Origin of the sequence: Cytobacillus sp. OWB-43, from assembly GCF_034651445.1 — a bacterium.
GTDB lineage: Bacteria > Bacillota > Bacilli > Bacillales > Cytobacillaceae > Cytobacillus > Cytobacillus kochii.
The window spans coordinates 90735-116156 of sequence record NZ_JAYEFF010000008.1 but is presented as its reverse complement, the minus strand read 5'-3'; the positions used below and the strand labels follow the sequence as shown (position 1 = coordinate 116156).

Sequence of the window (25422 nt, the reverse complement as noted above, 5' to 3'; positions counted from 1 at the left end):
GCTATTCGGATTTGTTGCTTTAAATGCTAATTCAACCTAAAATCACATTAGATTCCCCTAACTACTCTAACGTTTCTATACATATTTCGATCGCCCTTGTTAAATCCTCTTGACTCCAACTAGGCAGTTTACTATTGGTCAATGCTAATCGATGAGACGCAGGAATATGAATAAACCCTGCTGGGATATTAATGTTATGTTTTTTTATATAATACAGTACTTGATACATCACATGGTTACATAAATAAGCTCCTGCTGTATTAGAAATTTTTGCAGGGAAACCATGATGATGAAGCCTTTCGATCATTTGCCTATTAGGTAGAGTAGAGAAATAACCATCTTCGCCATCCATGTGAATAGGCTCATCCACTGGTTGAACTCCGTTATTATCAACAGGTCCATCATTTACATTAATCGCTATCCGCTCGGGCGTTATTTTATCTCTACCAGCTGCTAGCCCCATAAGTATCACGGCATCTGGATTCATTTCTTCCATTTTTGTTATAAGTGTTTGTTTTACATGTTTAAACGAGACGGGGAGCAAGGCCGTTTGCACATGATAATTCCCAATTTTTTTGCCATCTAATGCTTCCACAACTTCTGCGGTTGGATTAATTGGAAAATCTAAAAAAGGTTCAAAACCGGTTAATAATAATTTTTGCATCTATCTCACCCTTCATTATGTAGAATATTCAATTATTTTTACCAAAAGAGAAATCGCTTCTTTTCTAAACAAGAAGCGATTTCGTTTTTAAGAATCTTTCCCTAACATTAATTGATCTTTGTTTTCCTTCTGATCTGCAAGGAGCTTGTCGGAATCAACATATACGCGAGTGCTTTCTAGCGCAATGATGACACCTTCTTGCTCTAGAATATCAATGATTTGAAAGTTAATATTCTCTTTAATTTTAAGGAATTCTCCCCAATTGGTTGTGTTCGTAAAGAAATACAAAAATAAGTCATATGAATTATCTTTAATTTCATCAAAAGTAACAAAGATGGTTTCTGGATGGATATCATCATTATTTACTAAAGTTGAATGAATTCTATCAACAATACGTTGTAGCTTATGTCTTGGTGTCTCATGTGAGATCGATAAATTAAAGGTAATTTGTCTTTTTCCCATTCGGCTCCAATTCGTAATGGGTTCATTCGCAATTGTCCCATTTGGTAATGTAACAATCGCCTGTGCGAATGTCCGGACTTTTGTACTTCTGAAGGAAATATCTTCTACGGTCCCTTCAACACTCGGCGTCATAATCCAATCACCGATTGTAAAAGGTTTCTCGGTTATGATGACGAAACCTCCGAATAAGTTACCGATTGCATCCTTCGCTGCAAAAGCAATTGCAGCACCACCGATACCAAGCCCTGCTACAAGACCACTGATATGGTATCCAAACTCTTGCAAGATAATACTTGCAGCAATAACCATAATCACTATTCTTAACATACGTGATAAAAATGGAATGAGAATATCATCCACCTCTAACTTATACTTATCACGCATTTTTATAAAGACTGCTGATGAAGCTGATGCTACATTATATAATCCCCAAGCAATCATAGTGATAAATGCGGATTTTATAAGTGCAACAAATATCCTATTATGTTGTTCTAAATATGGGAAAAAGTCCATTGCGATATATAGACCGACAATGATGAAAATCCATTTCACCGGTTTTTCAAAAGAAAGAAAGATATGAGATAAAAGCTGAGAGTTTGCCTTATTACTCACCTTCATTAATAGTTGAAACAAATATTTTGCAAAAATACCGCGAAAAATTAAAAAAAGTATTACGATTCCTATTGATATCCCTAGCTGTATCCAGGTGTTCTCAGAATCAAGGAATGAAAAAGCGCCTTCCATTTATCTGTCCCTCCTTATAATCTAGTGTTTATCATACCATAACACCGCTTGTTACCATTAGTAAAAAGATATTACTTTATGTAAATAACCGTTCCACACGTTAACAAACCTGATGGTTGAAAATAATGTCGAATGTATCTTGTCCTCTGCATTCTTATTCTTTCTCATTTTCAGCTATTCTACCTTGGAGATTTATGTTAAGAAATGCTGTCGAAAAATATTATGCACATTATTATTGATTTCATAATACTGTATGATATACACTATTGTTATTAACGAGGTGATTACAATTGAAAGACTTATTACATTCCCTTACAACAGAGCTAAAACGTGGAACACTTACATTAGCGGTTTTAAGTCAGTTAGACGAACCACAATATGGCTACTCTTTAGTACAAAACTTAGAACAATCAGGCATCGAAATAGAACAAAGTACTTTATACCCTCTACTTAGACGACTGGAAAAACAAGAACTTGTCACTAGTAGTTGGGACACAACCGAAAGCAGACCAAGAAAATATTATCAGCTTAGTGAATATGGGAAGAAAATATTCGCAGTATTAAAGGAGGAGTGGGCAAAAATGTCTACTGAAATGAATTTATTATTAGAGGGGGGAAATAACAATGGAATGGATTGATGTTTACATCCATGAGGTTACAAAGCGTCTACCAGAAAAACAACGGAATGACATTGCTTTAGAGCTAAAATCATCCATCTTAGATGCGCTACCAGAGAATTATTCGCTCGAAGATGTTAAAGCTGTATTGGAGGACTTAGGAGATCCTGCAGAAATCGCGAAGAATTATCGCGATGCGCCCTCCTATTTAATCGGTCCTGATTATTATGACTTATTCATGACCACTATGAAGATGATTTTACAACTTGCCATTGGGTTTGCTGTTGCTTTTATCGTTTTTGAAGGAGTAATTACTTACCTAAACAGCGATCAAGATTGGACTTATATATTTACTGTCTTTGGCAAAGGGATTTGGACGGTTATATCTACAGCTATCCAAGTCGTATTCTGGGTCGCTATTGTCTTCATCATTATGGAACGAACTGGCGTCGCGCCTTATGAAATCGCCGGTACAGGAGAAAAATGGACACCAGATGATTTGAAAAATATCACTGTTATTCCCAAGAAAAAAGGAATCACGAAGATCGATATTTTTGCTGCGTTCCTTTGGACAGCAATATGGGGTACCATTTACTTCATCGCACTTGATAGGGTCGGTATCTATACACAAAATAATCAAGAAACAGGGTTAACCCTACTGACGCCGATTTTCAACCAAGAGCTTCTTCTCTCATTCTGGCCACTTGTTTTGATTGTTCTTTTATGCGAGCTCACATTAACGGTATATAAATGGGTAAAGAGGCAGTGGACCAAATCTTTAGCAACCATTAACACTATCTATCAACTCTTGTATACAATTTTGTTCCTATTAATTATTCTGCAACCAAATCTCTTTCACAGTAATTTAATCAATGAACTTAGTCAGCTCTTTAACACAACAACAACAAGTATAAGCTCAATTCTTGACACAATTATTGGGGTATCTATTGCGATTACAATCATTTCAGCTGTTTATGCTTCGTATGATGGTTTTAAGAAAAGTAAAATAAAGAATGATACTTTACTGTAACTAAAAAGAAGCGCGAATAAAAGCCCCGCGCTTCTTTTATTTATTGCTCTTTTTTTCTTTTCTTCGGTTTAATATATAAACCCAATTCTTTCTTTTCTTGCATTAATGACCGATAAATTGAAATCATCATTAATATCATTATAAATGAGAAAGGGAAAGCGGAAATAATCAATGCATTTTGTAAACCTTGTAAGCCCCCACTATATAACAAAATTAAGGCTACTAATGATTGTGCCACTCCCCAAGTCAGCTTAACAGAATTATGAGGATTTAAAGAGCCATAAGTTGTTTGCATACCTAGCACAAATGTGGCCGAATCTGCTGAAGTAATGAAAAAAATGGCTACCAATAGAATAGCAATAATCGAAATCACCATAGACCCTGGAAACTCACTGAAAACACCAAATAGTACTTGTTCCGTTGGAAATTGACTTAAATCAACCGCTCCACTTCTTTGAACGTCCACGGCTGATGTACCAAATACCGCAAACCAGAAAAGACTAACTAACGCTGGAGCTAATAGTACACCTGAGATAAACTCTCTTATTGTTCTACCTTTTGAAACACGAGCGATAAAAATTCCGACAAATGGAGACCATGAAATCCACCATGCCCAGTAAAATATAGTCCAATCATTTATCCATGATCGATGGTCCTCATTCAGTGGTGAAATACTAAAACTCATTCGCATTATATTTTGTATGTAACCACCTATCGTATCTGTGAACATATTTAAAATAAGTACTGTTGGACCTAAAACAAAGACAAGCAGTACCAATATTACTGCTAAAACCATATTTACATTACTTAAATATTGAATGCCTTTACTCAAGCCTGACCACGCTGAAAGCATAAATAATACTGTGACAATCGCAACGATGATTACTTGTACTATAAAACTGTCAGGGATCCCGAATAAATACGTTAATCCTCCATTAATTTGTGCTGCACCAAACCCTAAGGTCGTTGCTACCCCTACAACTGTTGCAAATACAGCCAATACATCAATTAGTGTACCCCAAAAACCGTCCATCGCTTTTCCAAAAAGAGGCTTTAATGTGGCTGAGATTAAACCCGGTTCATCTTTTCTAAATTGAAAATAGGCTAATACTAAAGCGACAAGTCCATATATAGCCCATGCATGTATGCCCCAATGAAAGAAAGTATATCGTAAAGATTCTCTAAACGCTTCATCTGTCTCTCCGTTCGCCAGTGGAGGTGTGACATAATGAGATACCGGTTCTGCCGCTCCCCAGAATACAAGCCCGATGCCCATACCAGCACTAAACAACATCGCAAACCAAGAGATAGTAGAGAATTCCGGTTTAGAATCCTGTTTCCCTAATTTAATCGAGCCAATAGGACTAAAAATGAGAAATAGACAAAATACGACAATGATCGTTACCAAAATAAGGTAATACCATCCAAAACCATTTGTTAATAAATCTTGTAAATTAGCTGTTATCCTTTCGAACACACTAGGAATCGCTACACCTAAAGCGACAAAAATAAATACAATTACTACAGTTATCCAAAAAACATTCGATACTCTCTTCATAGATTGTTCCTTTCCCAAAAATCTTTTCTACTTCACTTTAATCTGCCTCTAAAAACCTTTGTTATAGTTTAAGACAAATTTTATTTATTATTCTTTGTCTGACAGAATACACAACCGTTCGACAAATCCCTTACACCTTTTACCCAATTAAAAATATATTAAACTCGATTTTCAAGACCTTTAGCCTTGTATCTTTGTATTAGCCACTTAATTAAAAAATGCCTTTATACATTATTCAGCATAAAAGGCAGTATTCGTTTTAATATTGATCCATACAACTCGTGTCAATAACCCACGGTTCCCCTGTATTCATATCAATCATTTTAATATGACCAGTAGTAAGTGGATAGGTCGGTAAATAAGTTAATGTGTATTGATGCTTCTCTATATTCTTTCCCCAGCTTAATTCCATAAAAAGCTTTTCCTTAATCATTTCTGTTGCCGCTTTAAATGTAAGGCTTGCGACAAATGATACCTTTGAGAAGTCTTGGAGTACCTCACTATCTACATCTACATATTTCACCAAGCCTGTATCGTCTATTTGAATATGAACCAAAGCATCAGCTACTTGAACGCCCCTTTCTTGTCGAATAAACGTAAAATCGTATATGCCGTTTGCGGGTTTTTGACTTATTCCATTATTGTCTAATTGTTGCAGTTTAAAATAATCATGAGGGTTATCACAAACTGCTTGTAACACTGATGTAGCAGTTAAAAGCGCCACTTTCGAATTAACATGTCCAGAAACAAACGTTTCAGAATCATCTAAGCCCATTAATTTAAGCAGTCTTCCATCCGCATTGAATACAAATTTTATCGCACCAGGGATATCTAATTCATCATCTAATAAATCTTCCTCACTCACCCGTAAAGATTTTTTAGGTAACTTACTCCATACCTCTAGTCTACCACTTTTCGTTTTTGCTTCAGCTACAAGCATATGGTCTTCCGTCATTCCCGCCAATGTATAAATATCTATAAATTCAGCCAAATCGGGTAAGGATGTCATCAGCGTTTTGCCAACACCAAACGAATCCGAGGTAAGTATTCCCCCATTTGTGTGTACACCAAGAATAAAATCCTCCAACTGATAAACATAGTGATACTCATCATCACCATTGACAAATATGTTATTATCATACTTTGCAATAACAGGTAGAATTCCTAAATGATTTAAATAAATCCGCTTCGCTTCTTCATTCGTAATCAGTGTTTTGGGATAGACAAGTTCAAAATCCATGCTTTCTCTTTCGACTGCACTTAATACCCCATTACTAAGCATTGTAAAACTAATTCCAGAATGAGGGAGTTCCTTATTCAACCGCTCATCTTTGCGATTATATAAAATCATATGATATTCACCTAAGTCAATGTATGCTGACAAATATAACCCATGCCTGAAAGTCGAATCATAGAACCTTTCTATAAACTGCTCTGCTTGCATGATCATATCAAACTTACTCATTTCCCCTGGAATTTCATCTAGTTCATCCGTATAAATGAAAAACTCTGCCACACCTAATTCATCCATACGAACCGAGCCAATTGACTCTCCCCAATCTTCCAACAGGATATCATACACATTTTCTTCAAATTCCATCTGCTCCATAACTAAATCATCTGGGTTGATTCCTTTAAAATAGGTTTTTAGTTGTTCCATTATTAAGTGATTCAAAGCAGCTGTTCTCCTTTAGTTATGATTTAATTAACGTGCAGGAAGTGAAATTTTAACATTAAATCGTTTCTATTTAAAGGTTCTCTTTAATTCTTCCCATAATAATAACATCTATAAATTAGAAAAGCGCAGGGCGCCCGCTTATCGGTGACAAGCATAAGACGAGCCGGCAGAAAGGTTGTTTTTTAACCTTTTTGACGGATTGGCTTATGACCTCGAGCCGATGGCGTCCGGAGCTAGACAAAGCCTCGTTAAACATTTCATATAATGCAATCGCCCTTATATTATCTGCACATACATCTAACTCTAATCTGATGAGTCCTAACTCTTCATCGGCAAGCTTTACTATTCGCTCAAGAAGCGTCTTGCCAATCCCTCTTCCTTGTACTTCTTCATTAATAGAGATGGACACATTCCCGCTATATCTTAACTTTCCACTTCTCTCTTCTAAGGAAGCTATCCCTCGAACATGACCGTTACATTCTGCAACAAATACATGGTCTTCTTATGTAAGTCCTTCAATATAATCTTCAATATCTTTTAATCTCCTCGATGATAAGGCCATTGTTTGTTGAATAATAGAATCTTGCCTATGCATTTCATGAATATCTCTTGCATCATTTATATGTATCGGTCTAATCTTTATTTCTTCCCTCATATAAAAACTCCTTTTTTTATAAAACTGTTCTGAATGAAAACTTATAAACCAAGACTACCACTTTTCTTAGTTTGAAAATATTGCTTTATTCATTTACGAATGAACAGTATAAAAAGTTTCTTATCATTGCACTGACATAATCACTACGATACAAAATATATATGAAAGGAGGCATCGAGGTATTTTATGAGCATCCAAAGGAGGGTAATTTGTATATGCTTGCTTTGTTCAGTCTTTTTCTAGTTGTCGGCTACAGTTTCTTTTTCTTTATTAGTGCCGTTAGAAAAAAGAAAGAAATAGCTACAAAATATTCTAAATGTATTCCCATGGTGGTTGGTATGACGAGTAGCTTAACAATCGGTTTGATTATATCTGTGTGGTTACCAGAAATGGCTAAAGCAACTGTATTATCAATTCTCATTAGCGCTGTCATTGCCATTTTTATAGGACTACCGTTTACAACAAACGGACTCGTTGAAGCTCAAGCGTCAAGTCTCATGGGAAGTATGATGGGGGCAATGCTAGGCATTATGTTGGTACCCAGTGAAGTTACATTTATGATCATTAGCATGGATCTGATTTATTTAATTAGTATTTTTGCCATGATGCTTCTCATGCACAAAAAACATTCATTAAAGGAAGCATTGAAAAATCGACCTGTGCCCTTCTATCTAACATTCTTATTAAGCATCGCCATTATCTGTGCATCGGGAATTCATCAAGAAGCGAAGAACTCAATTCATCCGATTGAAGAAAACACCCCACAAGTAGAACACCATCACTAGTTTAATGATTAATTTCAATTATGTTATTGACTTTTCATGTAATAGATAATATTATGAATATAATTTAATAAAGCATTTTCTCTTATAAAGAGCGGCTGAGGGACTGGCCCTGCGACGCCCGGCAACCATTCATATACCCATATGAACAGGTGCTAAATCCTGCAAAATACTTTTTGGTATTTTGATATATGAGAGAGGTTTACTACTATTCTAGTATATTTATGCCTCTCATGATGAGAGGCATTTTTGTTTTTATCATCACATCAAAAGAGAAACGAGGAGAGGAAATGACTGTAACAATCGTAAAAGGGGCTCCAGGACATTATTTATTAGGTTCAGGCATTCTAACAGAACTCCCCGACCTACTTAAAGATATTTCTGTTTCCAAATACCATATAATAACCGGTAAAAAAGCTTGGCAAGCCGTGCAACCCTACTTGCCCAAGGAAGTAATAGATAACAACATTCACCTTCATTATATAGATGGTCACACTACCTTAAAAAAGGTCCATGACATCCAAGAAATAATAACAAATGATGGTGCTAATGGCGTAATAGGTATTGGTGGTGGGACAGCATTAGATATAACAAAAGCAGTTGCGATTGAAGCATCTGTTCAATCCATTCTTATACCGACAATCGCAGCTACCTGTGCCGCATGGACACCATTAAGTGTTTTTTATAATGAAGAAGGCAGCTTTACTCATTATACCGAGTTCCCTATTGCGACAACCCTCGTATTGGTTGAACCTGAAATTATTGCTAAAGCGCCTATTACTTATTTAAAAGCAGGAATTGGGGATACATTAGCCAAGTTTTATGAAGCTGAAGCTCTAATTGAAAGTTTTTACCCTGAAGAAACACTTCCTGTACCTAAACAAGTTTCGCAATTTTCAGCTAAAATTTGCCGAGATACATTGCTTAATGATGGTGAAGCCGCACTACAATCAGTAGCCAAAAACGAAACCTCAAAAGCACTTATCCGTGTGATTGAAACGATTATCATGACTGGGGGTATGGTCGGTGGATTCGGCGAAAAGGCAGGACGAATCGCTGGTGCCCATTCGTTTCATAATGGACTAACCGTAGCGGATGCAGCCCAAGATTTTCTTCATGGGGAATTAGTCGCTTACGGGATTCTTGGTCAATTGGCCATTGAAGAAAAATGGACGGAAGTTGATTACCTTCTCCCGTTTTATGAGAGCTGGCAATTGCCAAGTAGTCTCTCTAGTCTAACTATTGATGTGAATGATGAGCAATTAATGAAGACAATTGTAAAAAAGGCGATACGCCCAACTGAATCTATTCACTTTATGAAAAACGAGATAAGTGAACATTCTGTTTTACAAGCACTTCGATTATTAGAAAAACAAAATGAACAAAAAGGAGTTCAAACATCATGAAAAAATGGTTACTAACTGGAACATTCTTTTTATCTTTAACAGGCTTAGCTGCATGTGGTAGTGATGAAGCCAGCAACTCTACAGAAGGATTATATGACGATGAAGAATTAGTCATTGGTGTCACTGCAGGTCCACATGAGCAAATCTTAGAAAAAGTAATTGAATTAGCTAAAGAAGAAGATATCAACATTAAATCACAAGTATTTACTGATTATGTGATGCCAAATGTCGCATTAGCTGAAAAAGAGATTGACTTAAACATTTTTCAAACTGAGCCTTATTTTAATGCATTTAAAGAAGATAGAAATTTAGATTTAGTTAAATCTTTTGATACCGTTTCATTCCCGATGGGCATCTATGCACTCAATGTAAAAGATGTAGCTGAATTAAAAGATGGCGCAAAAATCGGTCTTCCGAGTGACCCAACAAATAGTGGCCGAGCTCTATTACTATTTGAAAAAGCGGGATTAATCGAATTAGATCCTGAAACAGGTATTAATTCAACAGTTCGTGATATTGAAAAAAACAATGGTAACTATGAATTTATTGAACTTGACTCTGCTCAAATCGCTCGTCAGCTAGAAGAGCTTGACGCTGCAGCTATTAACACGAACTTTGCAATTGAAGCTGGTTTTGTCCCTTCTAAAGACGCTATCTTTATCGAGCCTAAGGATTCACCTTACGTAAACCACGCTGCTGTCCGTACGGAGAATAAAGATGATGAAATTCTTGAAAAATTAGCTGATATCTACCGCAGTGAAGAAATTGAAAAGTTTGTTGAAGAGGAATTTGACGGATCAGTTATCGTCTCTTGGTAAAATGATTAAAAATGAGCGTTACGGAGGGAGCATCAAATCATGATAGAGCTTAAGAATATAACCAAAACCTTTACAGGAAAACAAGGAAGCATCCATGCATTAAAGGATGTCTCACTATCAGTGAATCAAGGAGAAATCTACGGGGTTATCGGATACAGCGGCGCTGGTAAAAGTACATTAATTCGCTGTGTGAACTTACTTGAAAAACCTGATAGTGGTTCTGTAAAAGTCAATGGGGTGGATTTAACCACGCTGACACCAGGAAAACTCCGTGAAGCAAGAAGTCATATCGGCATGATTTTTCAAGGGTTTAACTTATTAAAAACAGCAACAGTTTATGATAATATTGCTATCCCTCTTAAACTAACAGGATTAGATAAGAAAGAAGTAAAGAGCCGCGTTAATAAATATTTAGAGATTGTCGGTTTAAGTGAAAAACAAAATGCTTATCCAGCTGAGTTATCTGGTGGCCAAAAGCAAAGGGTTGCTATTGCACGTGCATTATCGCATGAACCAGAAGTATTACTCAGCGATGAAGCAACAAGCGCCTTAGATCCAGATACAACAGAGGCAATTCTTGATTTGCTATTAAAAATCAATAAAGAATTAGGGATTACGATTCTCCTTATTACACATGAGATGAATGTTATCCAAAGGATTTGCGATTGTGTGGCCGTTATGGAAAATGGGGAAATTATTGAAGAGGGACGAACGAAGGATATCTTTACCTCTCCTCAACACAGTACAACAAAAAGATTCGTTAATAGCTTATTTTCACATGATATCCCCGATGATCTATTAGAGGAATTAAGTGAAAGTGGCCAAGTGGCAACATTATCTTTCTTTGGTGAATCATCAGGTGATCCTGCACTTGCATTAGTAACGAAAAAATATGATATTTTCCCTAATATCTTATCTGGTAATATTACAAGATTAAAAGATGAAGCATTCGGACAGTTGCTTGTCCATTTTAAAGGCGATACAGCAGAAATTAACAAAGCCATACAATTTTTACAAGAGAAACAAGTCCATGTGGAAGGAGTGACACTCAATGAACGCCATCAACGAATTTCTTGATGCATGGGGTGCTGATTTATGGGAATCAACGATACAAACCTTCCAAATGGTTGGTATCTCTCTCGCTATTTCCATTCTGATCGGGCTACCATTAGGGATTCTCCTTGTTTTGACTAGACCAGGTAAAGCCCTAGATAATAAATTTGTATATAATGTGCTCAACGTAGTGATTAACGTCATTCGTTCCGTACCTTTTATTATCTTATTATTTTTCATTCTACCGTTTACCAAATTTATTGTCGGTACATCGATTGGTGTAAAAGGCGTAATTGTCCCACTTGTTATTTATACTGCTCCATATATTGCGCGCTTAATGGAATCAGCATTACTTGAGGTTGACCGTGGCGTAGTCGAAGCCTATGAAGCAATGGGAATTAAAACAAGACATATTATATGGAATGTACTTGTTAGAGAATCTCGCTCTTCAATCGTTCTTGGACTCACGATTGCAACAATTGGATTAATTGGTGCTACAGCAATGGCGGGACTCGTTGGCGGCGGAGGACTTGGTGACTTAGCCTACCGTTATGGACATTTAAGATATGAAGTTGATGTGATGTATGTCACAGTCATTTTACTGATTATTTTAGTACAAGGATTACAGTCATTAGGGAATTTCTGGGCTGCGAAGTTAAAGAAGGATTAAAGCAAAAGAGCCGAAGCGAATGTTCGGCTCTTTTCTTATTTCTGATAGAAGGGTCTTAAGAAAACCGGGGAAGAGATTGTTCTTCTTAACTTTAGGTCTCTTCTCTTCTTCTCTTTAATTTCTCCCCAATGGCTAAAAATGATGGGACTAAGATTGGTAGCATAAGTAAGCTCAGCATGATTAGCCCAATTATCACAACTAGCGCCACTTCAATCAGTGTAATAACACCTGAAGGGATTAATGCAGCAAAGGTCCCTCCTAAAATAATAGCAGCCGATATCACTACTCCACCTATATTTTTCGCTGCCGTTAAGATCGCATTTACTGGATTACCATCCACTTCATTAAAACGCATCATAAGAAAGATACTATAATCGACCCCAAGAGCGATAATCATAATAAAGCCAAAAAACGGCACATTCCAAGCGAGTTCACCCACGCCAAGAATAGATTGACTCATCCATTCACTAATACCTAATGAAGTATAGTAGGCTAATAGAAGTGCAGCAATAATATATAATGGCTGCATAACAGAACGGGTAATGACCATTAGAACGACGCCAATGCCAATTAACATTATTGTTGCCGTTCGAGCGAAATCTTCTGTAGCAATATTTTGTAAATCTAGATTTTGCTGTGTTTGCCCACCGATTGCATATTCAGCATCTTGTAAAATGGTTGCCTTCAAGCTTGCCGGCACTTGACGATTGACTTCCTCCATTACCTTCATGGCTTCATTTGTATAAGGATTTTCTTCTAACACAATCGTCAACGTCGTCATTTTTTGATTATCTGATACATACATATCAAGTGCTTGCTGGAATTCCTCTCCATTTAACACTTCCTCTGGAATAAAGAATTTCTCTGAAGCTTTCGAGTCACTTAACCCGCTAAGGTACTTATTTGCATCCTGTAAACCTTCTCCTACTTGATTTAATCCATCTGTACTTTCTACTAATCCCTTTTGTAACTCCACCATTTTCTCACTTAAATCATTTAAACCCGTTTGGAGCATGGTTTGTCCCTCATTAATCTGGGCTAAACCAGACGCTAATTCACCCGATTTTGTTGCCATTTCGTCTGATGCATTTGCACCATTTGCTAGCCCTGCTTGCAATTCATTTGCGCCTGACTCTAATGCAACTAAACCGTTATGCAGTTTTTCTAAACCAGCATCCACATGCTCTAGTCCTGCATTCGCTTCTTCAAACTGGGACATCGCTCTTTCATATTGCGGATGAACAGCTTCTAATTGCGTATTTAACCCCTCAACTTGTTGCTTCGCCTCCCCTGCTGTTCCTAATGCGAATTGCATATGTTCATCTGAAGCAGCTTCGGGATTTTCTTCAATATAGTTTGTTAAAGATTGCTCAATTTGCGTAAATGCCAAAGTCATGCTTGTTACTGCAGTATTCATCTGTATAAATACATTGCCTGTATTCGAAAGACCTGTTTGCAGATCTGTATAGCCATTCAATAATGTGCCAGTTGCACCAGAAAGCTGTTCCACACTTGCCTTCACATCTGCAATCCCTTGATTTAACTCACTTGCCCCACTACTACCTGATTGAATTCCAGATGTTAATTCATTCAGTGCCTCAACTAAGGTCGACGCTCCGTTTTTAGCATTTGTTGTTCCATCAATGAGTGTTTGCACATCTTCTAATTGATTACTATTTTGATTGGCTGATAATTCTCCTTCAGCAGAAGATAAACCATCATGTATCGTTCCTACCCCTTTGTTAGCATCCCCAATCCCTTGATTTAATTGATCTGTTTGATCATTTAAATAGAGTTCTGCTATTTTTTCTCCAGCTGGTCTTGTTACAGATTGTACCTTGGATACGCCATCGACAGCTAATATTTTCTCTGTCAATTCATCTATCGCTTGCAATGACTCTTGTTGATTGAGTGATTGCTCATTTTTTATAACTAATGTTACCGGTGCTGAGAAACCAGAAGGAAAATGGTCTTCTATCCGATTGATCCCCTGTTTTGATTCAAAAGAATCATCTACTTCAAGAAGGTCGTTATAGCTTAATTCTCCCGAGTATTTGAATACAAATGGTAAAGAGATAAGGAGGACAATAAATAATGAGAGAAAAGGACGCATTATTGAATGTCCTGATAGAAATCCCCAAAATTTACTGTCTGCATGACCATCAAATTTCTTAGATGGCCAAAACATTTTCTTCCCTAATACGTACATGAAAAATGGATTAAATGTATACAACACTCCGACAAGGACTGCTACACCAATAGCTACTGCCGAACTAGCTTGATACAAGCTAAATTGAGCAAACATTAATACAATAAAACCAATAAACACCGCTAAACCACTATATAAAACAGTAATTCCTGCCGTACGATAGGTAACTTTAAGTGCTTCTAAAATGGTTTCTTGCTTACTCAGCTCTTCTTTAAACCTCGTAAAAAGTAAAATATTATAGTCCGTACCTATTCCAAATAAAATCACTACTAAGAATACTTGCGTAAAATTTGAAAATGGGTAATTAAATGATTCTACTAAGTTGGCAATAATAGACATAGAGACGATATAGGATACACCCACAGATAATAATGAGATAAACGGTATAATAGGTGAACGGAAAACTAGAATTAATACGAGTAGGATGAATACGACGGCAATTGCCTCGGTTTTCTTAATCCCATCCTGCGTCGCCTGTACAAAGTCTTCCATGACAAGTTCATTGCCAGTAATAGAAACTTGGAGTGAATCTGTTATGAGCTCACGTCTAAGAGAATTAGCGACTTCCTGTAATTCTCCTTGCTCTCGGTCAATAGAAATCTGCGCTAGTATGGTCGAACCATCTTCAGCTGTTAGAACCGAAGCTGCTTCTTTACCATCTAAATGCGTTGTCATCTCTTCGATACCAAGTGTTGATTGTCTGGCTTTTAATTCTGCAAGAAGTTTATCTAATTCCTCTTTCTCCTGATTAGACATTTTCTTGCCATCTTTTGATCCTATTACTGCTATAAAATCATACGTATTTGCATTCTCATCCATTTCCTCTAACATGTGTGACGCTTCTCTACTTAAGGCATTATCTGGTATGGTTATTTGCCCCTTTTCTCTAACAAGGTCATCCATATTCGGCATCCAAAGGAAACTTAATATTGAGATGACAACCCACCCGAAAAATAATAGGGTTCTTACATTTTTAAACTTTGACACGTTCTGGCTCCTTTCTCTTTTTTAAATAACGGAATGAATATTCATTCCTATTTATGTTCAGCTTGAAATCAACTTTCAAGCTAGCTTAACTAGTTGGCTTTAATCGCATTCCAACAACATTCCTCTAAGTTATCCATTAAAGGAGAACTACCATCGATCGTTCCTGCCCGCACCATTTTTAGGATTTGTACAATGGCACCATAAACAATACCTATCAAAGCCTCTGTTTGTAGAACAATAATTTCTCCTCTTTCTTGACCAACCCTAACAACATTGGAGATATACTCTATAAACGAATCAAAAAGTTCCTGACTCTCTTCTGTTAAAAACATTTCATTACAATGAGAATCAATGAAATGTAGCGCATGTGTATCTCCCATCGCAAAGTGGTGAATACTCTCAAAGATATGATGAAATTGTTCACGGATACTTGCATCAGTCGGATAATCCTTTAATAATTGTTCAAATAACGCATTTAGTTTTTCCTGGAAGAGCACATTAACTAAGTTCTCTTTATGATCAAAATAACGATAAATCGTTCCTGCCCCAACCTTTGCAGCATCAGCAATCATTGGTACCGTCGTCCCGTTATACCCCCTCTCTGCAAACAAAACAATCGCGGCATCCAATATATCTTGCCGCTTCGACTTTTTTGCGTCCGTCATATACTCGCTCCTCACTTTAGTCAATATATGGTTCGGAATGAACATTCATTCCTTTTGGGAATAGAATAATATATTTTTTTATATTTTACAAGGGAAAAGAGAGAGGTATTTGGACTTTAAGCAAAAATGGCAGACTTGCCATTGACTATAGGAAGATGTACACAAACAACTATTTAACACACCATCTGCGTTTTTGTGAGTTTGGGTTTATATATGGGTTGCGCGCAGTTCTTTGTTGGCTACTCCTCGCTTTTGCACGTATTCATCATTTGCGCGCAATTCTTTGTTTGCCACTCCTCGCTTTTGCGCGTATTCATCATTTGCGCGCAATTCTTTGTTTGCCACTTCTCGCTTTTGCGCGTATTTATGGGTTGCGCGCAGTTCTTTGTTGGCTACTCCTCGCTTTTGCGCGTATTTATGATTTGCGCGCAGTTCTTTGTTTGTTACTCCTCGCTTTTGCGCGTATTCATGGGTTGCGCGCAATTCTTTGTTTGCCACTCCTCGCTTTTGCGCGTATTCATCATTTGCGCGCAGTTCTTTGTTTGTTACTCCTCGCTTTTGCGCGTATTCATCATTTGCGCGCAATTCTTTGTTTGCCACTTCTCGCTTTTGCGCATATTTATGTTTTGCGTGCAGTTCTTTGTTTGCCACTTCTCACTTTTGCGCGTATTTATGTTTTGCGCGCAGTTCTTTGTTTGCCACTTCTCACTTTTGCGCGTATTCATGGGTTGCGCGCAGTTCTTTGTTGGCTACTCCTCGCTTTTGCGCGTATTTATGTTTTGCGCGCAGTTCTTTGTTGGCTACTCCTCGCTTTTGCGCGTATTCATCATTTGCGCGCAATTCTTTGTTTGCCACTTCTCGCTTTTGCGCGTATTCATCATTTGCGCGCAGTTCTTTGTTTGCTACTCCTCGCTTTTGCGCGTATTCATGATTTGCGCGCAGTTCTTTGGCTTCTCCCTACCACCTTTGCGCGTATACTTGAACTATACGCATTTCCCTGCCTTTTCCTTCCCACTTTTGTGTGTATTCATTACTTAAAGAACAACTCACCTAACGATGCCTGACTTGTTCACAAACTCCCACTTTATTTTACTTATCTTCCTAACCCCTCTTACATATAGCAAAAAGACTGACTCAAGAATAAAGTCAGTCTTTTTGCTACAAATTTATTTCACCGATTCACGTACAATAAAAGAAGCGGCAGTTGCCTCTTTTAATTCTTCTAAAGTCACGCCCTCTTGTAATTCTACAAGTTCCATGCCCATTTCAGTGAATTCGAAGACTGCCATGTCCGTAATAAGTACATGAACAACTCCTTCACCAGTTAGTGGCAATTCACAACTCTTTTTCACTTTAGATTCACCATATTTATTACGATGGTCCATGATGACAACGATTCTTTTTGCTCCTTGAACAAGGTCCATGGCGCCACCCATACCTTTAACCATTTTTCCTGGTATCATCCAATTGGCTAAATCACCTGTTTCAGATACTTCCATACCACCAAGGATAGCAAGATCGATATGACCGCCACGAATCATAGAGAAGGATTCTGCGCTATCAAAATACGAAGCATTACGTTTAGCTGTCACTGTTTCTTTTCCAGCATTGATAAGATCAGCGTCTACTTCAGACTCTTTCGGGTAGCTACCAATGCCCAATAAACCATTTTCGGATTGAAGCATCACATCAAATTCTTCAGGGATGCGATCTGCAATTAAAGTAGGCATGCCAATACCAAGGTTTACACACATACCATCTTTAATTTCTTTTACTGCTCTATTGAGTATTTTTTCTCTTCCACTCATGATTATGTCCTCCTTTTAAGCTTCTTTTCTCGTTGTTAGTCTCTCTATTCTTTTCTCATAAGCTTCTCCTTCATATACATGTTGAACATATACGCCCGGTGTATGAATCTCATCTGCATCTAATTCTCCCGCACCAACTAACTCTTCTACTTCAACAATCGTTATTTTTCCTGCTGTCGCCACAGTTGGATTAAAATTACGAGCTGTTTTTCTAAAGACTAAGTTGCCAAATGGATCTGCTTTCCATGCTTTTACAAAAGCGAAATCCGCTACAATGCCTCTTTCTAAAATATATGTTTTTCCATCAAATTCTTTATGTTCTTTATCTTTAGCGACCTCTGTGCCTACACCAGTTGCAGTATAAAATCCTGGAATTCCAGCGCCACCAGCTCTTAACCTTTCAGCTAATGTACCTTGAGGAACGAGTTCAACTTCAAGCTCACCGCTTAAAAATTGTTTTTCAAATGTTTTATTTTCTCCTACATAAGAGGCGACCATTTTTTTGATTTGTTTATTTTGTAGAAGTAAGCCTAATCCCCAGTCATCCACACCACAGTTATTACTGTATACCGTTAGTTCCTTCGTTCCTTTTTCTTGCAGGGCTATAATTAGTTTCTCTGGAATACCGCATAAACCAAAACCACCTACTGCTATAGAAGCACCGTCCTGAACTTGTTCTAACACTTCATCTAAAGATGTAATTATTTTACTCATGGTATGACTCTCCTTCCATCTTCCTTATAAACTATTAAATTAAATAAATAGTGAAATAGCAAAAGCTAATGCAAATACAGTAATCGTTTTTAATATTGTCAACACAAAGATATCTCCATATGATTGTCTATGTGTTAAGCCAGTAATCGCTAATAATGTAATAACAGCACCGTTATGAGGAAGGGTATCCATTCCACCTGAAGCCATAGAAGCAATACGATGAAGTAACTCTGGCGAAATACCTAATGTTTGTGCCATCTGTAAATATTGTGCACCCATTACCTCTAATGCGATTGATAACCCACCTGAGGCAGATCCAGTTACCCCTGAGAGTACGTTTACAGCAATTGCTTCAGAGACTAACGGATTATTGCTTGCATTAAATACCCAGTCTTGAATCGCTGTAAAACCCGGTAGCGTTTTCACAACATTACCGAAGCCAACTTCAGAAGCAGTATTAAAGATTGCTAGTAATGAACCCATAGCAGCTGTCGTTAACCCTGCTGCCAAACCTGTTTTTATTTTTCTCACATTCGTGAGCATTGCGACAATTATTCCGATGGTTAATGCTGCAACGAGTGCCCATGTTGAAGTGACTGTGCTTGGATCAGCAATATTGTATTGTTCAGAAAGCTGTGATGCATCATACCAGAATTTCGCAGACCAACTTGTGCGGCTAAAAATAAAGTTTAATGCAATCACGACAACGAGTGGTAAGATTGCTAACCAAAAACTTGGTAACGTATTCGGGTCGACTTTTTCAGGCTCGTTTTTATGCCCTGTACCATAACCTTCGCCATTCGCAAGCGCTTTCCTTCTACGACGTTCTAACCAAATCATCCCGCCAGTGAAGATAATAATTGCTCCAATGATACCTACAAGAGGGGCAGCATAAGCATCTGTTCCAAAATAATTCGTTGGTATAATATTTTGAATTTGTGGCGTACCAGGTAGTGCGTCCATTGTATACGTGAATGCTCCTAATGCAATAGCGCCTGGAATTAACCGTTTAGGAATATCAGCTTCTTTGAAGATAGCTGCAGCAAACGGATAAACAGCAAATGCGACGACAAACAGGGAAACGCCTCCATATGTTAACGCAGAACATGCAAGTACAACAGCTAAAATAGCATGTTTTGATCCTAGCGAGGATACAATTGTCCTTGCAATGGCTGCTGCTGCTCCTGTCATTTCCATCACTTTTCCGAAAATCGCACCTAGTAGGAAGATTGGGAAAAATGATTTGATATAATTAGCTGCATTCGACATATACGTCTCTGTGTAGCTTGGTAATAATAACCCTCCAGATATGACAACAGCTAATAACGTAACAATTGGGGCAATAATAATAACTGGATAACCACGATAAGCTAAGAAAATTAAAAGTCCTAATGCTAGTATAATAGCAAAAATCTCAATAAACAATGAAATCCCCCTTTATTTTCGCTAACAAGTCAAACTGACTTCTCCCCAGAGTCGTCCGATTGTTGCTTTTCTCCCCCTTTGTAACTCCCTCTTACTTTTACTTGTAGAAAACGTTTTCATTTCCATATACATCTCCCCAAAAATTTCTTTTGGAGTCATACTGACAATAAACCGTCTGTTAAAACTATGCAATGAACGTGCCAACTTAAAAATTCCCTCTATTCTTATTCTTTTTTATATTCATGCACATTTTTTTCGCAAAAACCGTTCAGAAAAACTGTCACTTTTAAAACACTGCGGTTATTCTGTATGGATTTACGCACACTCTAAGAATATCCACTCAGTTCTTGTACGGATTACTTAACAGATTTACGGAATATCGAATCATTTATCTTTTTTGTTTTTGTGAGAATAGGGGTTACAGATAATGTGGATAAACATTGATATCCACACTACTCTTGGGATTTCTACTCTTTTGTGTGGACAAATCGTAATTTATTACCCGCATTTCTTCTGGATTTTCCACTCTTTTGTGTGGGCAAACTCCAATTGCCCACACTCCTTCGAGTTTTTCCGTCTTTTTGTGTGGATAATTAACAATCATCATCTACAGTTGTACCGTTTTGGGTATCATACAAAAAAAATCCTACCAAACACTATAACAAGTATTTGGTAGAATCCCGTTCTAAACCTTGCTTACTCTTCTAGCAAATGATATTTGTTCATTTTTTCATACAATGTCGTACGGCTAATGCCGAGACGTTTGGCTGCTTCTGTTTTCTTGCCACCAACTGCTGTTAGACATTGAATAATGGTTTGTTTTTCTGTTTCTTCCATGACTTCTGCTAATGTACGTGTAGGTATTACTGTTTCTTGTAATTTAATATTTGTTGACAAGTGCTTCGGTTCAATAAAACAATTGAGATCAACCATATTCATCGCGCGCTCGATTACATTTTCAAGTTCTCGAATATTGCCTGGCCAATGGTAGTTTTTCAAGATATGGAGCGCCTTTTCGTCAATCCCCTTGACTGGTTTTGCCATCATTGTTGCGTATTTTTCTGTAAAATAATGAGACAGTCGTGAAACATCTTCTTTTCTATCTTTTAAAGAAGGAATGGTTATTTCCATCACCTTTAAGCGATAGTAAAGATCCAATCGGAATTCTCCTTTATTAACCATATCCTCTAGATTACGGTTAGTTGCTGCAATAATACGAACATCAATGGCTTTACTATTAGTTGAACCGACTCGTTCAACTTCTTTTTCTTGTAACACGCGTAATAACTTCACTTGCATATGAATGGGCAGCTCACCTATTTCATCTAAAAAAATTGTGCCTCCATCTGCTGTTTCAAACTTTCCTGCTTTGCCGCCTTTTCTTGCACCTGTAAACGCTCCCTCTTCATAGCCAAATAGTTCGGATTCAATTAATTCAGCTGGGATAGCAGCACAATTCACTTTTACAAACAGCCCCATTCCCCTACTGCTTGCCTGATGAATCGCATGTGCAAATAATTCCTTGCCTGTCCCGCTCTCACCTAAGAGCAACACATTAGAATCATTTTCGGCCACTTTGACTGCTTGCGCTTTTACTTGTTTAAAAGCAGGAGATTCACCAATTAAATGATGAAAAGAGTATGATGCTTTATTACTTTCTCTAAAATCACCCTTATATTTCTTCAACTCTTTTTCTAATGAGTGCAATCGTTTAAATAATGCGGAAAACTGACCAACATTTTTAAATAGGAGCTTTCCAACCGCACCTACTACTTTTCCATTTTTAAAAATAGGCGAACGAGTAGCAATCATATAGCCACCATTTACTTTCTGTAAAGAGGCTGCTTCTTGCTTACCTGTTTTTACAACGATATGCATTCTCGTATTTTCGATCACTTCTGTAACATGCTTACCTATTGAGCTTTTCTGATCGACCTTCAAAAATTCCGCATATGCTTGCGTCAACAGAACGACATAGCCTTTTGCATCAACAAGCACTAAGCCGTCATAAGCATATTCTAGAATGTCTTCTATTAGCATCTCATTCTCTTGCTGTCCTTGGCCGGTAGGTAGCAAATCTGCAATAGCTTCATTTGAAAGTGCACAAAGATACATATAGGCAGCGCCATTTATACCTTCTAACCGTTCACCCTTAATTAATAGCTCTTTTTTATTTATTTTCATCTTAACGATTGTACTGAGAAGGAAGTCTTGTTGGAGAAGATGAGTCATTTCGTTTTCATCGTCATCCATCATCCACAACAATCTTTGATTACAAAACAGTATCTCCTTTTGATGATTAAGTATCATCACCCCTAACGGCAGCTCATCTATGATTTTGTTAAATAACTGTTCATTCTGGATGGCATGACTGTTTTGCATCTTAGATCTCTCCTTACAATCTACTTTTTACAATCTGATAATTTTCATTATTATATCATAGCCAGGCAAAAGAAATTTTTTAATCACATAAAAGGTGTAGAACTTTTTGTCGTTCTACACCTACGCATTATTTTTTCATTTTTGCTAAGCGAATAAAGGAACGGTCTCTTTCTAATAGTTTATTAGAGACCATCTCACCTTCATATTGGAAAATCCCTTCACCTGTCTTTACACCAAGCTTCTTCTCGGCTACTAAGTCAGAGATAATGGCTGGCGCTTCCTTTGTGTCATTTAATTCTGAAGCAACGTTATTAAATACTCTTTCCCAAGTATCTAATCCCCCGAAGTCAGCAATCTCAATCGGCCCTGTAAATGCCCAGCGGAAACCTGGCCCTGCGGTAATAGCCGTATCTATATCTTCAGCTGTTGCCACGCCTTCAGCCAATAATGAAAAAGCTTCTCTCATTAAGGCTGTTTGTAATCGATTAGCAATAAAGCCAGACTTTTCTTTTTGTAAAATAACAGGTGCTTTGCCGATTTCTTTCATAATGTTTCTCACTTCTTCAACAATTGCATCCGAAGTCTGTTCATGTTTAATAATTTCTACTAAGGGAACTAGATGTGCTGGGTTAAAGAAATGCATGATCACCATTTGATCAGCAAACGTGCACTTCTCCATTAATCTCGTAATAGGAAAAGTTGATGTATTTGAGGCAACGATCGCTGTTGGTTGCTTCATTTCTTCCAACTGTTTATATAAATCCCACTTCCATTCAATCACTTCTGGTATTGCTTCAATAATTAAATCTGCTTCTTGAACTGCTTGAGATAAGTTAGCAACATATCGAATAGCATTCAAGCTTGTATCCGCTTCCTTTTCTAATAACACTTCCTCTTCAACAAGTAATGCTACATCTGCAGCTACTCTTTTTTCTGCTTTATGTAATAATTCATCGTTTAAATCATTCAGTATTACGTCGTATCCTTTAGTTGCAAACGATATCGCAATACCAGTCCCCATTACACCTGAACCAATCACAGTAATATTTCTTATCATCGTTGTAACCTCCTTTAACTTTTCAAAAATTAAAAATGCAATTACTGTGCCAAAAATAAAATAATTGCGAAAACCGTGAATCTATGTTACGATTTTTCCAGTTTTAACTCCCCAACTCCCTATTACTGACTTTACACATCTTCATACTGGAATAAGCCACTAGATTGATATGGAGGAATGTCAAAATGGTATCTAATAAAGTGGCAATTATAACAGGTTCAGCACGAGGCATTGGTTATGAGATTGGCAAAATTTTTGCCGAAAACGGAGCCAAGGTCGTTCTTTCCGATATTAATGAAGAGGAAGTCAAAAATTCTGCGCAATCTCTTCAAGAAAAAGGGCTAGAAGTGTCTGGCCTGAAAGCTGATGTAACAAAAGAAGAAGACATTATCAGCTTGATTGAAGAAACAAAGAAAACACATGGAAGAATCGATATCTTTATTAATAATGCCGGTTTGCAACATGTGGCACCCATTGAAGATTTCCCTACTGAGAAATTTGAGCTGATGATTAAAATCATGCTTACAGCACCATTTATTTCACTCAAACACGTATTACCAATTATGAAAGAACAACAATTTGGTCGTATCTTAAATATTGCATCCATTAACGGATTAATTGGATTTGCCAACAAAGCAGCCTACAATAGTGCGAAACATGGTGTAATCGGCTTAACAAAAGTGGCCGCACTAGAGTCCGCAGCAGATGGCATTACAGTCAATGCCCTTTGCCCTGGTTATGTTGACACACCACTTGTGCAAAACCAATTACAAGACTTAGCAACAACAAGAAATGTGCCATTAGAAAATGTCCTTGAAGAAGTCATCTATCCACTCGTTCCACAAAAACGCTTACTACAAGTAAAAGAAATTGCTGACTATGCCATGTTCCTAGCCAGTGATTTAGCTGGAGGCGTAACAGGCCAGGCGATTGTGATGGATGGTGGGTATACGGCGCAATAAGTGACAAAAAGAGAAAACTAGAATCAAACTAAAAGAAGTGCTGTTCCTTAACAGTACTTCTTTTGATTATATTTACATCATTTTGAGTACTTTTTGTAAGCAACTTACTATCACGGCGATAAATAATACTATCCCACTATTAACAAGCAACATATAGCCTATTTGCAGACCATAAAAAACGGTAAACGGATCTCGGATTATAGAGATAGCTATTAAACTCCCCATACCACCAAATACAGGGGCAAATGCTAGAATAATGAGTGCTCCCTTGTATACACTTCTTTTTTTAAAAACTACAAATGCCCCTGCTATATTGGCAATGGCAATAAAAACAATCATCAAAATTGAAAGAATCACCATTTATCCTCCTTAGTAAAATCACTTATTTTAAATTCGTATTCACTAAGAAAGTTTCCACTTCCTCTGCAAACTGTTGCGGCATTTGTGTATTCAGTTCATGGCTACCATTATTTATGATTTGTAATTGCGCATGTGGGATCAAATTTGCCAATTCTTTTGCAGTAGGCATATTTATACGGTCTTTAGAACCAACCAATACTAAGGTCGGAATATTTATTTGATGCAATGAATGAGATAAATCATAACTTTCCATAGATTGATAAAGGGGAATAATTGTTGACTTTTCTATCCCTTGCTTCCTCCACACTTTTGTTGGTATGAGCTTAAATATATATTTTTGCAGCTGAAATATGCTTTTAATCTTCCATCCATTTACTAATGAGTATGGCGTTCCCGATAATACCATCCCTTTTAAATGAGGGTTCGTGATAAGGGATTGATGTAATGCAAAGCATCCTCCTAATGATAGTCCAATGATGATAAACGGACCATCTATTGTATGAAGCACATTAGTTAAAGATTTAGATAACTGATTGAAAGTAATAGATTCAGATGTTTTCACTAATTCATCTATAGAGATGAACCTAGCATCGTATCCGTCCCCCATAAACTTCTTAACCTTTATCCAACTATCATTGGTCTGGCCTAATCCATGCAAAAAAACTAGTTTCATCCGTTTCTCACCACCGATATTTAATTGTGCCCTGTAGCTTAGT

At 37.3% G+C, this 25422-nt stretch carries 24 protein-coding genes, 1 pseudogene and 1 riboswitch; of the genes and pseudogenes, 8 read left to right on the top strand and 17 right to left on the bottom strand.

Annotated features, from left to right (window positions below; translation table 11 throughout):
• Nucleotides 1-61: 61 nt before the first annotated feature.
• Nucleotides 62-664, bottom strand: coding sequence for a pyroglutamyl-peptidase I (locus U9M49_RS20740; protein ID WP_095371968.1), 603 nt, complete (start codon nucleotides 662-664; stop codon nucleotides 62-64).
• 87 nt (nucleotides 665-751) lie between these two features.
• On the bottom strand, nucleotides 752-1870 hold the full coding sequence (locus U9M49_RS20735) for a mechanosensitive ion channel family protein (protein ID WP_095371967.1): 1119 nt from the start codon (nucleotides 1868-1870) through the stop codon (nucleotides 752-754).
• Between the two features lie 290 nt (nucleotides 1871-2160).
• On the opposite strand from U9M49_RS20735, the gene U9M49_RS20730 reads away from it, so the two are divergent.
• Nucleotides 2161-2508, top strand: coding sequence for a PadR family transcriptional regulator (locus U9M49_RS20730; protein ID WP_095371966.1), 348 nt, complete (start codon nucleotides 2161-2163; stop codon nucleotides 2506-2508).
• Nucleotides 2495-3517, top strand: a complete 1023-nt coding sequence (locus U9M49_RS20725; RefSeq protein ID WP_307317709.1) for an HAAS signaling domain-containing protein — start codon at nucleotides 2495-2497, stop codon at nucleotides 3515-3517. Before U9M49_RS20730 ends, U9M49_RS20725 begins: the two co-directional genes overlap by 14 nt.
• 40 nt (nucleotides 3518-3557) lie before the next feature.
• Here the strand turns inward: U9M49_RS20725 and U9M49_RS20720 are convergent, their stop codons facing one another.
• The 4 genes and pseudogenes from U9M49_RS20720 to U9M49_RS20705 all read right to left on the bottom strand — a co-directional run bounded on the left by U9M49_RS20720 (nucleotide 3558) and on the right by U9M49_RS20705 (nucleotide 7408).
• Nucleotides 3558-5075 carry a glycine betaine uptake BCCT transporter gene (locus U9M49_RS20720; protein ID WP_095373605.1) on the bottom strand — a complete coding sequence of 506 codons (1518 nt, stop codon included), beginning with the start codon at nucleotides 5073-5075 and terminating at the stop codon, nucleotides 3558-3560.
• A gap of 259 nt (nucleotides 5076-5334) precedes the next feature.
• A complete protein-coding gene (locus U9M49_RS20715; protein ID WP_322910481.1) occupies nucleotides 5335-6750 on the bottom strand; it encodes a hypothetical protein in 1416 nt (471 codons plus the stop codon).
• 118 nt (nucleotides 6751-6868) lie between these two features.
• Nucleotides 6869-7240 (bottom strand): annotated as a pseudogene (locus U9M49_RS20710) (GNAT family N-acetyltransferase); the annotation flags it as partial.
• Between the two features lie 15 nt (nucleotides 7241-7255).
• Nucleotides 7256-7408 (bottom strand): hypothetical protein, encoded by a 153-nt coding sequence (locus U9M49_RS20705; protein ID WP_322910480.1) that lies wholly within the window; start codon nucleotides 7406-7408, stop codon nucleotides 7256-7258.
• 215 nt (nucleotides 7409-7623) lie between these two features.
• Here U9M49_RS20705 and U9M49_RS20700 point away from each other — a divergent pair, with 215 nt between their 5' ends.
• The 5 genes from U9M49_RS20700 (at nucleotide 7624) to U9M49_RS20680 (ending at nucleotide 12137) form a co-directional block, all read left to right on the top strand.
• Nucleotides 7624-8193, top strand: a complete 570-nt coding sequence (locus U9M49_RS20700; RefSeq protein WP_322910479.1) for a hypothetical protein — start codon at nucleotides 7624-7626, stop codon at nucleotides 8191-8193.
• 79 nt (nucleotides 8194-8272) lie between these two features.
• A riboswitch (SAM riboswitch) is annotated at nucleotides 8273-8388 on the top strand.
• A 92-nt stretch (nucleotides 8389-8480) separates the two neighbouring features.
• Nucleotides 8481-9596 carry an iron-containing alcohol dehydrogenase family protein gene (locus tag U9M49_RS20695; RefSeq protein WP_307317716.1) on the top strand — a complete coding sequence of 372 codons (1116 nt, stop codon included), beginning with the start codon at nucleotides 8481-8483 and terminating at the stop codon, nucleotides 9594-9596.
• Nucleotides 9593-10414, top strand: coding sequence for a MetQ/NlpA family ABC transporter substrate-binding protein (locus U9M49_RS20690; RefSeq protein ID WP_322910478.1), 822 nt, complete (start codon nucleotides 9593-9595; stop codon nucleotides 10412-10414). The genes U9M49_RS20695 and U9M49_RS20690 overlap by 4 nt, the downstream gene beginning before the upstream one ends.
• A gap of 39 nt (nucleotides 10415-10453) precedes the next feature.
• Nucleotides 10454-11491, top strand: a complete 1038-nt coding sequence (locus tag U9M49_RS20685; RefSeq protein WP_251162039.1) for a methionine ABC transporter ATP-binding protein — start codon at nucleotides 10454-10456, stop codon at nucleotides 11489-11491.
• Nucleotides 11466-12137: a methionine ABC transporter permease gene (locus U9M49_RS20680; protein ID WP_095371958.1), complete on the top strand. Its 672-nt coding sequence runs from the start codon at nucleotides 11466-11468 to the stop codon at nucleotides 12135-12137. The genes U9M49_RS20685 and U9M49_RS20680 overlap by 26 nt, the downstream gene beginning before the upstream one ends.
• 91 nt (nucleotides 12138-12228) lie before the next feature.
• Here U9M49_RS20680 and U9M49_RS20675 read toward each other — a convergent pair whose 3' ends face one another.
• From U9M49_RS20675 to U9M49_RS20635, 9 genes are all read right to left on the bottom strand, one after another.
• The gene (locus tag U9M49_RS20675) at nucleotides 12229-15333 is read right to left on the bottom strand and encodes an MMPL family transporter (RefSeq protein ID WP_322910477.1); all 3105 of its coding nucleotides are present in this window, start codon (nucleotides 15331-15333) and stop codon (nucleotides 12229-12231) included.
• An 89-nt stretch (nucleotides 15334-15422) separates the two neighbouring features.
• The gene (locus U9M49_RS20670) at nucleotides 15423-15998 is read right to left on the bottom strand and encodes a TetR/AcrR family transcriptional regulator (RefSeq protein WP_307317724.1); all 576 of its coding nucleotides are present in this window, start codon (nucleotides 15996-15998) and stop codon (nucleotides 15423-15425) included.
• A 207-nt stretch (nucleotides 15999-16205) separates the two neighbouring features.
• The gene (locus U9M49_RS20665) at nucleotides 16206-16649 is read right to left on the bottom strand and encodes a hypothetical protein (RefSeq protein WP_322910476.1); all 444 of its coding nucleotides are present in this window, start codon (nucleotides 16647-16649) and stop codon (nucleotides 16206-16208) included.
• 54 nt (nucleotides 16650-16703) lie between these two features.
• Nucleotides 16704-16838: a hypothetical protein gene (locus U9M49_RS20660; RefSeq protein ID WP_322910475.1), complete on the bottom strand. Its 135-nt coding sequence runs from the start codon at nucleotides 16836-16838 to the stop codon at nucleotides 16704-16706.
• Nucleotides 16839-17164: 326 nt separating this feature from the next.
• A complete protein-coding gene (locus U9M49_RS20655) occupies nucleotides 17165-17806 on the bottom strand; it encodes a 3-oxoacid CoA-transferase subunit B (RefSeq protein ID WP_416337113.1) in 642 nt (213 codons plus the stop codon).
• Between the two features lie 15 nt (nucleotides 17807-17821).
• The gene (locus U9M49_RS20650; RefSeq protein WP_322910474.1) at nucleotides 17822-18520 is read right to left on the bottom strand and encodes a CoA transferase subunit A; all 699 of its coding nucleotides are present in this window, start codon (nucleotides 18518-18520) and stop codon (nucleotides 17822-17824) included.
• A 39-nt stretch (nucleotides 18521-18559) separates the two neighbouring features.
• A complete protein-coding gene (locus U9M49_RS20645; protein WP_095371953.1) occupies nucleotides 18560-19945 on the bottom strand; it encodes a GntP family permease in 1386 nt (461 codons plus the stop codon).
• A 696-nt stretch (nucleotides 19946-20641) separates the two neighbouring features.
• Complete coding sequence (locus U9M49_RS20640) at nucleotides 20642-22327, bottom strand: sigma-54 interaction domain-containing protein (protein ID WP_322910473.1); 1686 nt, start codon at nucleotides 22325-22327, stop codon at nucleotides 20642-20644.
• A 127-nt stretch (nucleotides 22328-22454) separates the two neighbouring features.
• Nucleotides 22455-23384 (bottom strand): 3-hydroxyacyl-CoA dehydrogenase family protein, encoded by a 930-nt coding sequence (locus tag U9M49_RS20635; RefSeq protein ID WP_322910472.1) that lies wholly within the window; start codon nucleotides 23382-23384, stop codon nucleotides 22455-22457.
• 185 nt (nucleotides 23385-23569) lie between these two features.
• Here U9M49_RS20635 and U9M49_RS20630 point away from each other — a divergent pair, with 185 nt between their 5' ends.
• The gene (locus tag U9M49_RS20630; protein ID WP_095371951.1) at nucleotides 23570-24346 is read left to right on the top strand and encodes a 3-hydroxybutyrate dehydrogenase; all 777 of its coding nucleotides are present in this window, start codon (nucleotides 23570-23572) and stop codon (nucleotides 24344-24346) included.
• A gap of 72 nt (nucleotides 24347-24418) precedes the next feature.
• Here U9M49_RS20630 and U9M49_RS20625 read toward each other — a convergent pair whose 3' ends face one another.
• Nucleotides 24419-24703 (bottom strand): 3-isopropylmalate dehydrogenase, encoded by a 285-nt coding sequence (locus U9M49_RS20625; protein ID WP_224937044.1) that lies wholly within the window; start codon nucleotides 24701-24703, stop codon nucleotides 24419-24421.
• A gap of 25 nt (nucleotides 24704-24728) precedes the next feature.
• Nucleotides 24729-25379 (bottom strand): alpha/beta fold hydrolase, encoded by a 651-nt coding sequence (locus U9M49_RS20620; RefSeq protein WP_307317734.1) that lies wholly within the window; start codon nucleotides 25377-25379, stop codon nucleotides 24729-24731.
• Between the last annotated feature and the right edge of the window lie 43 nt (nucleotides 25380-25422).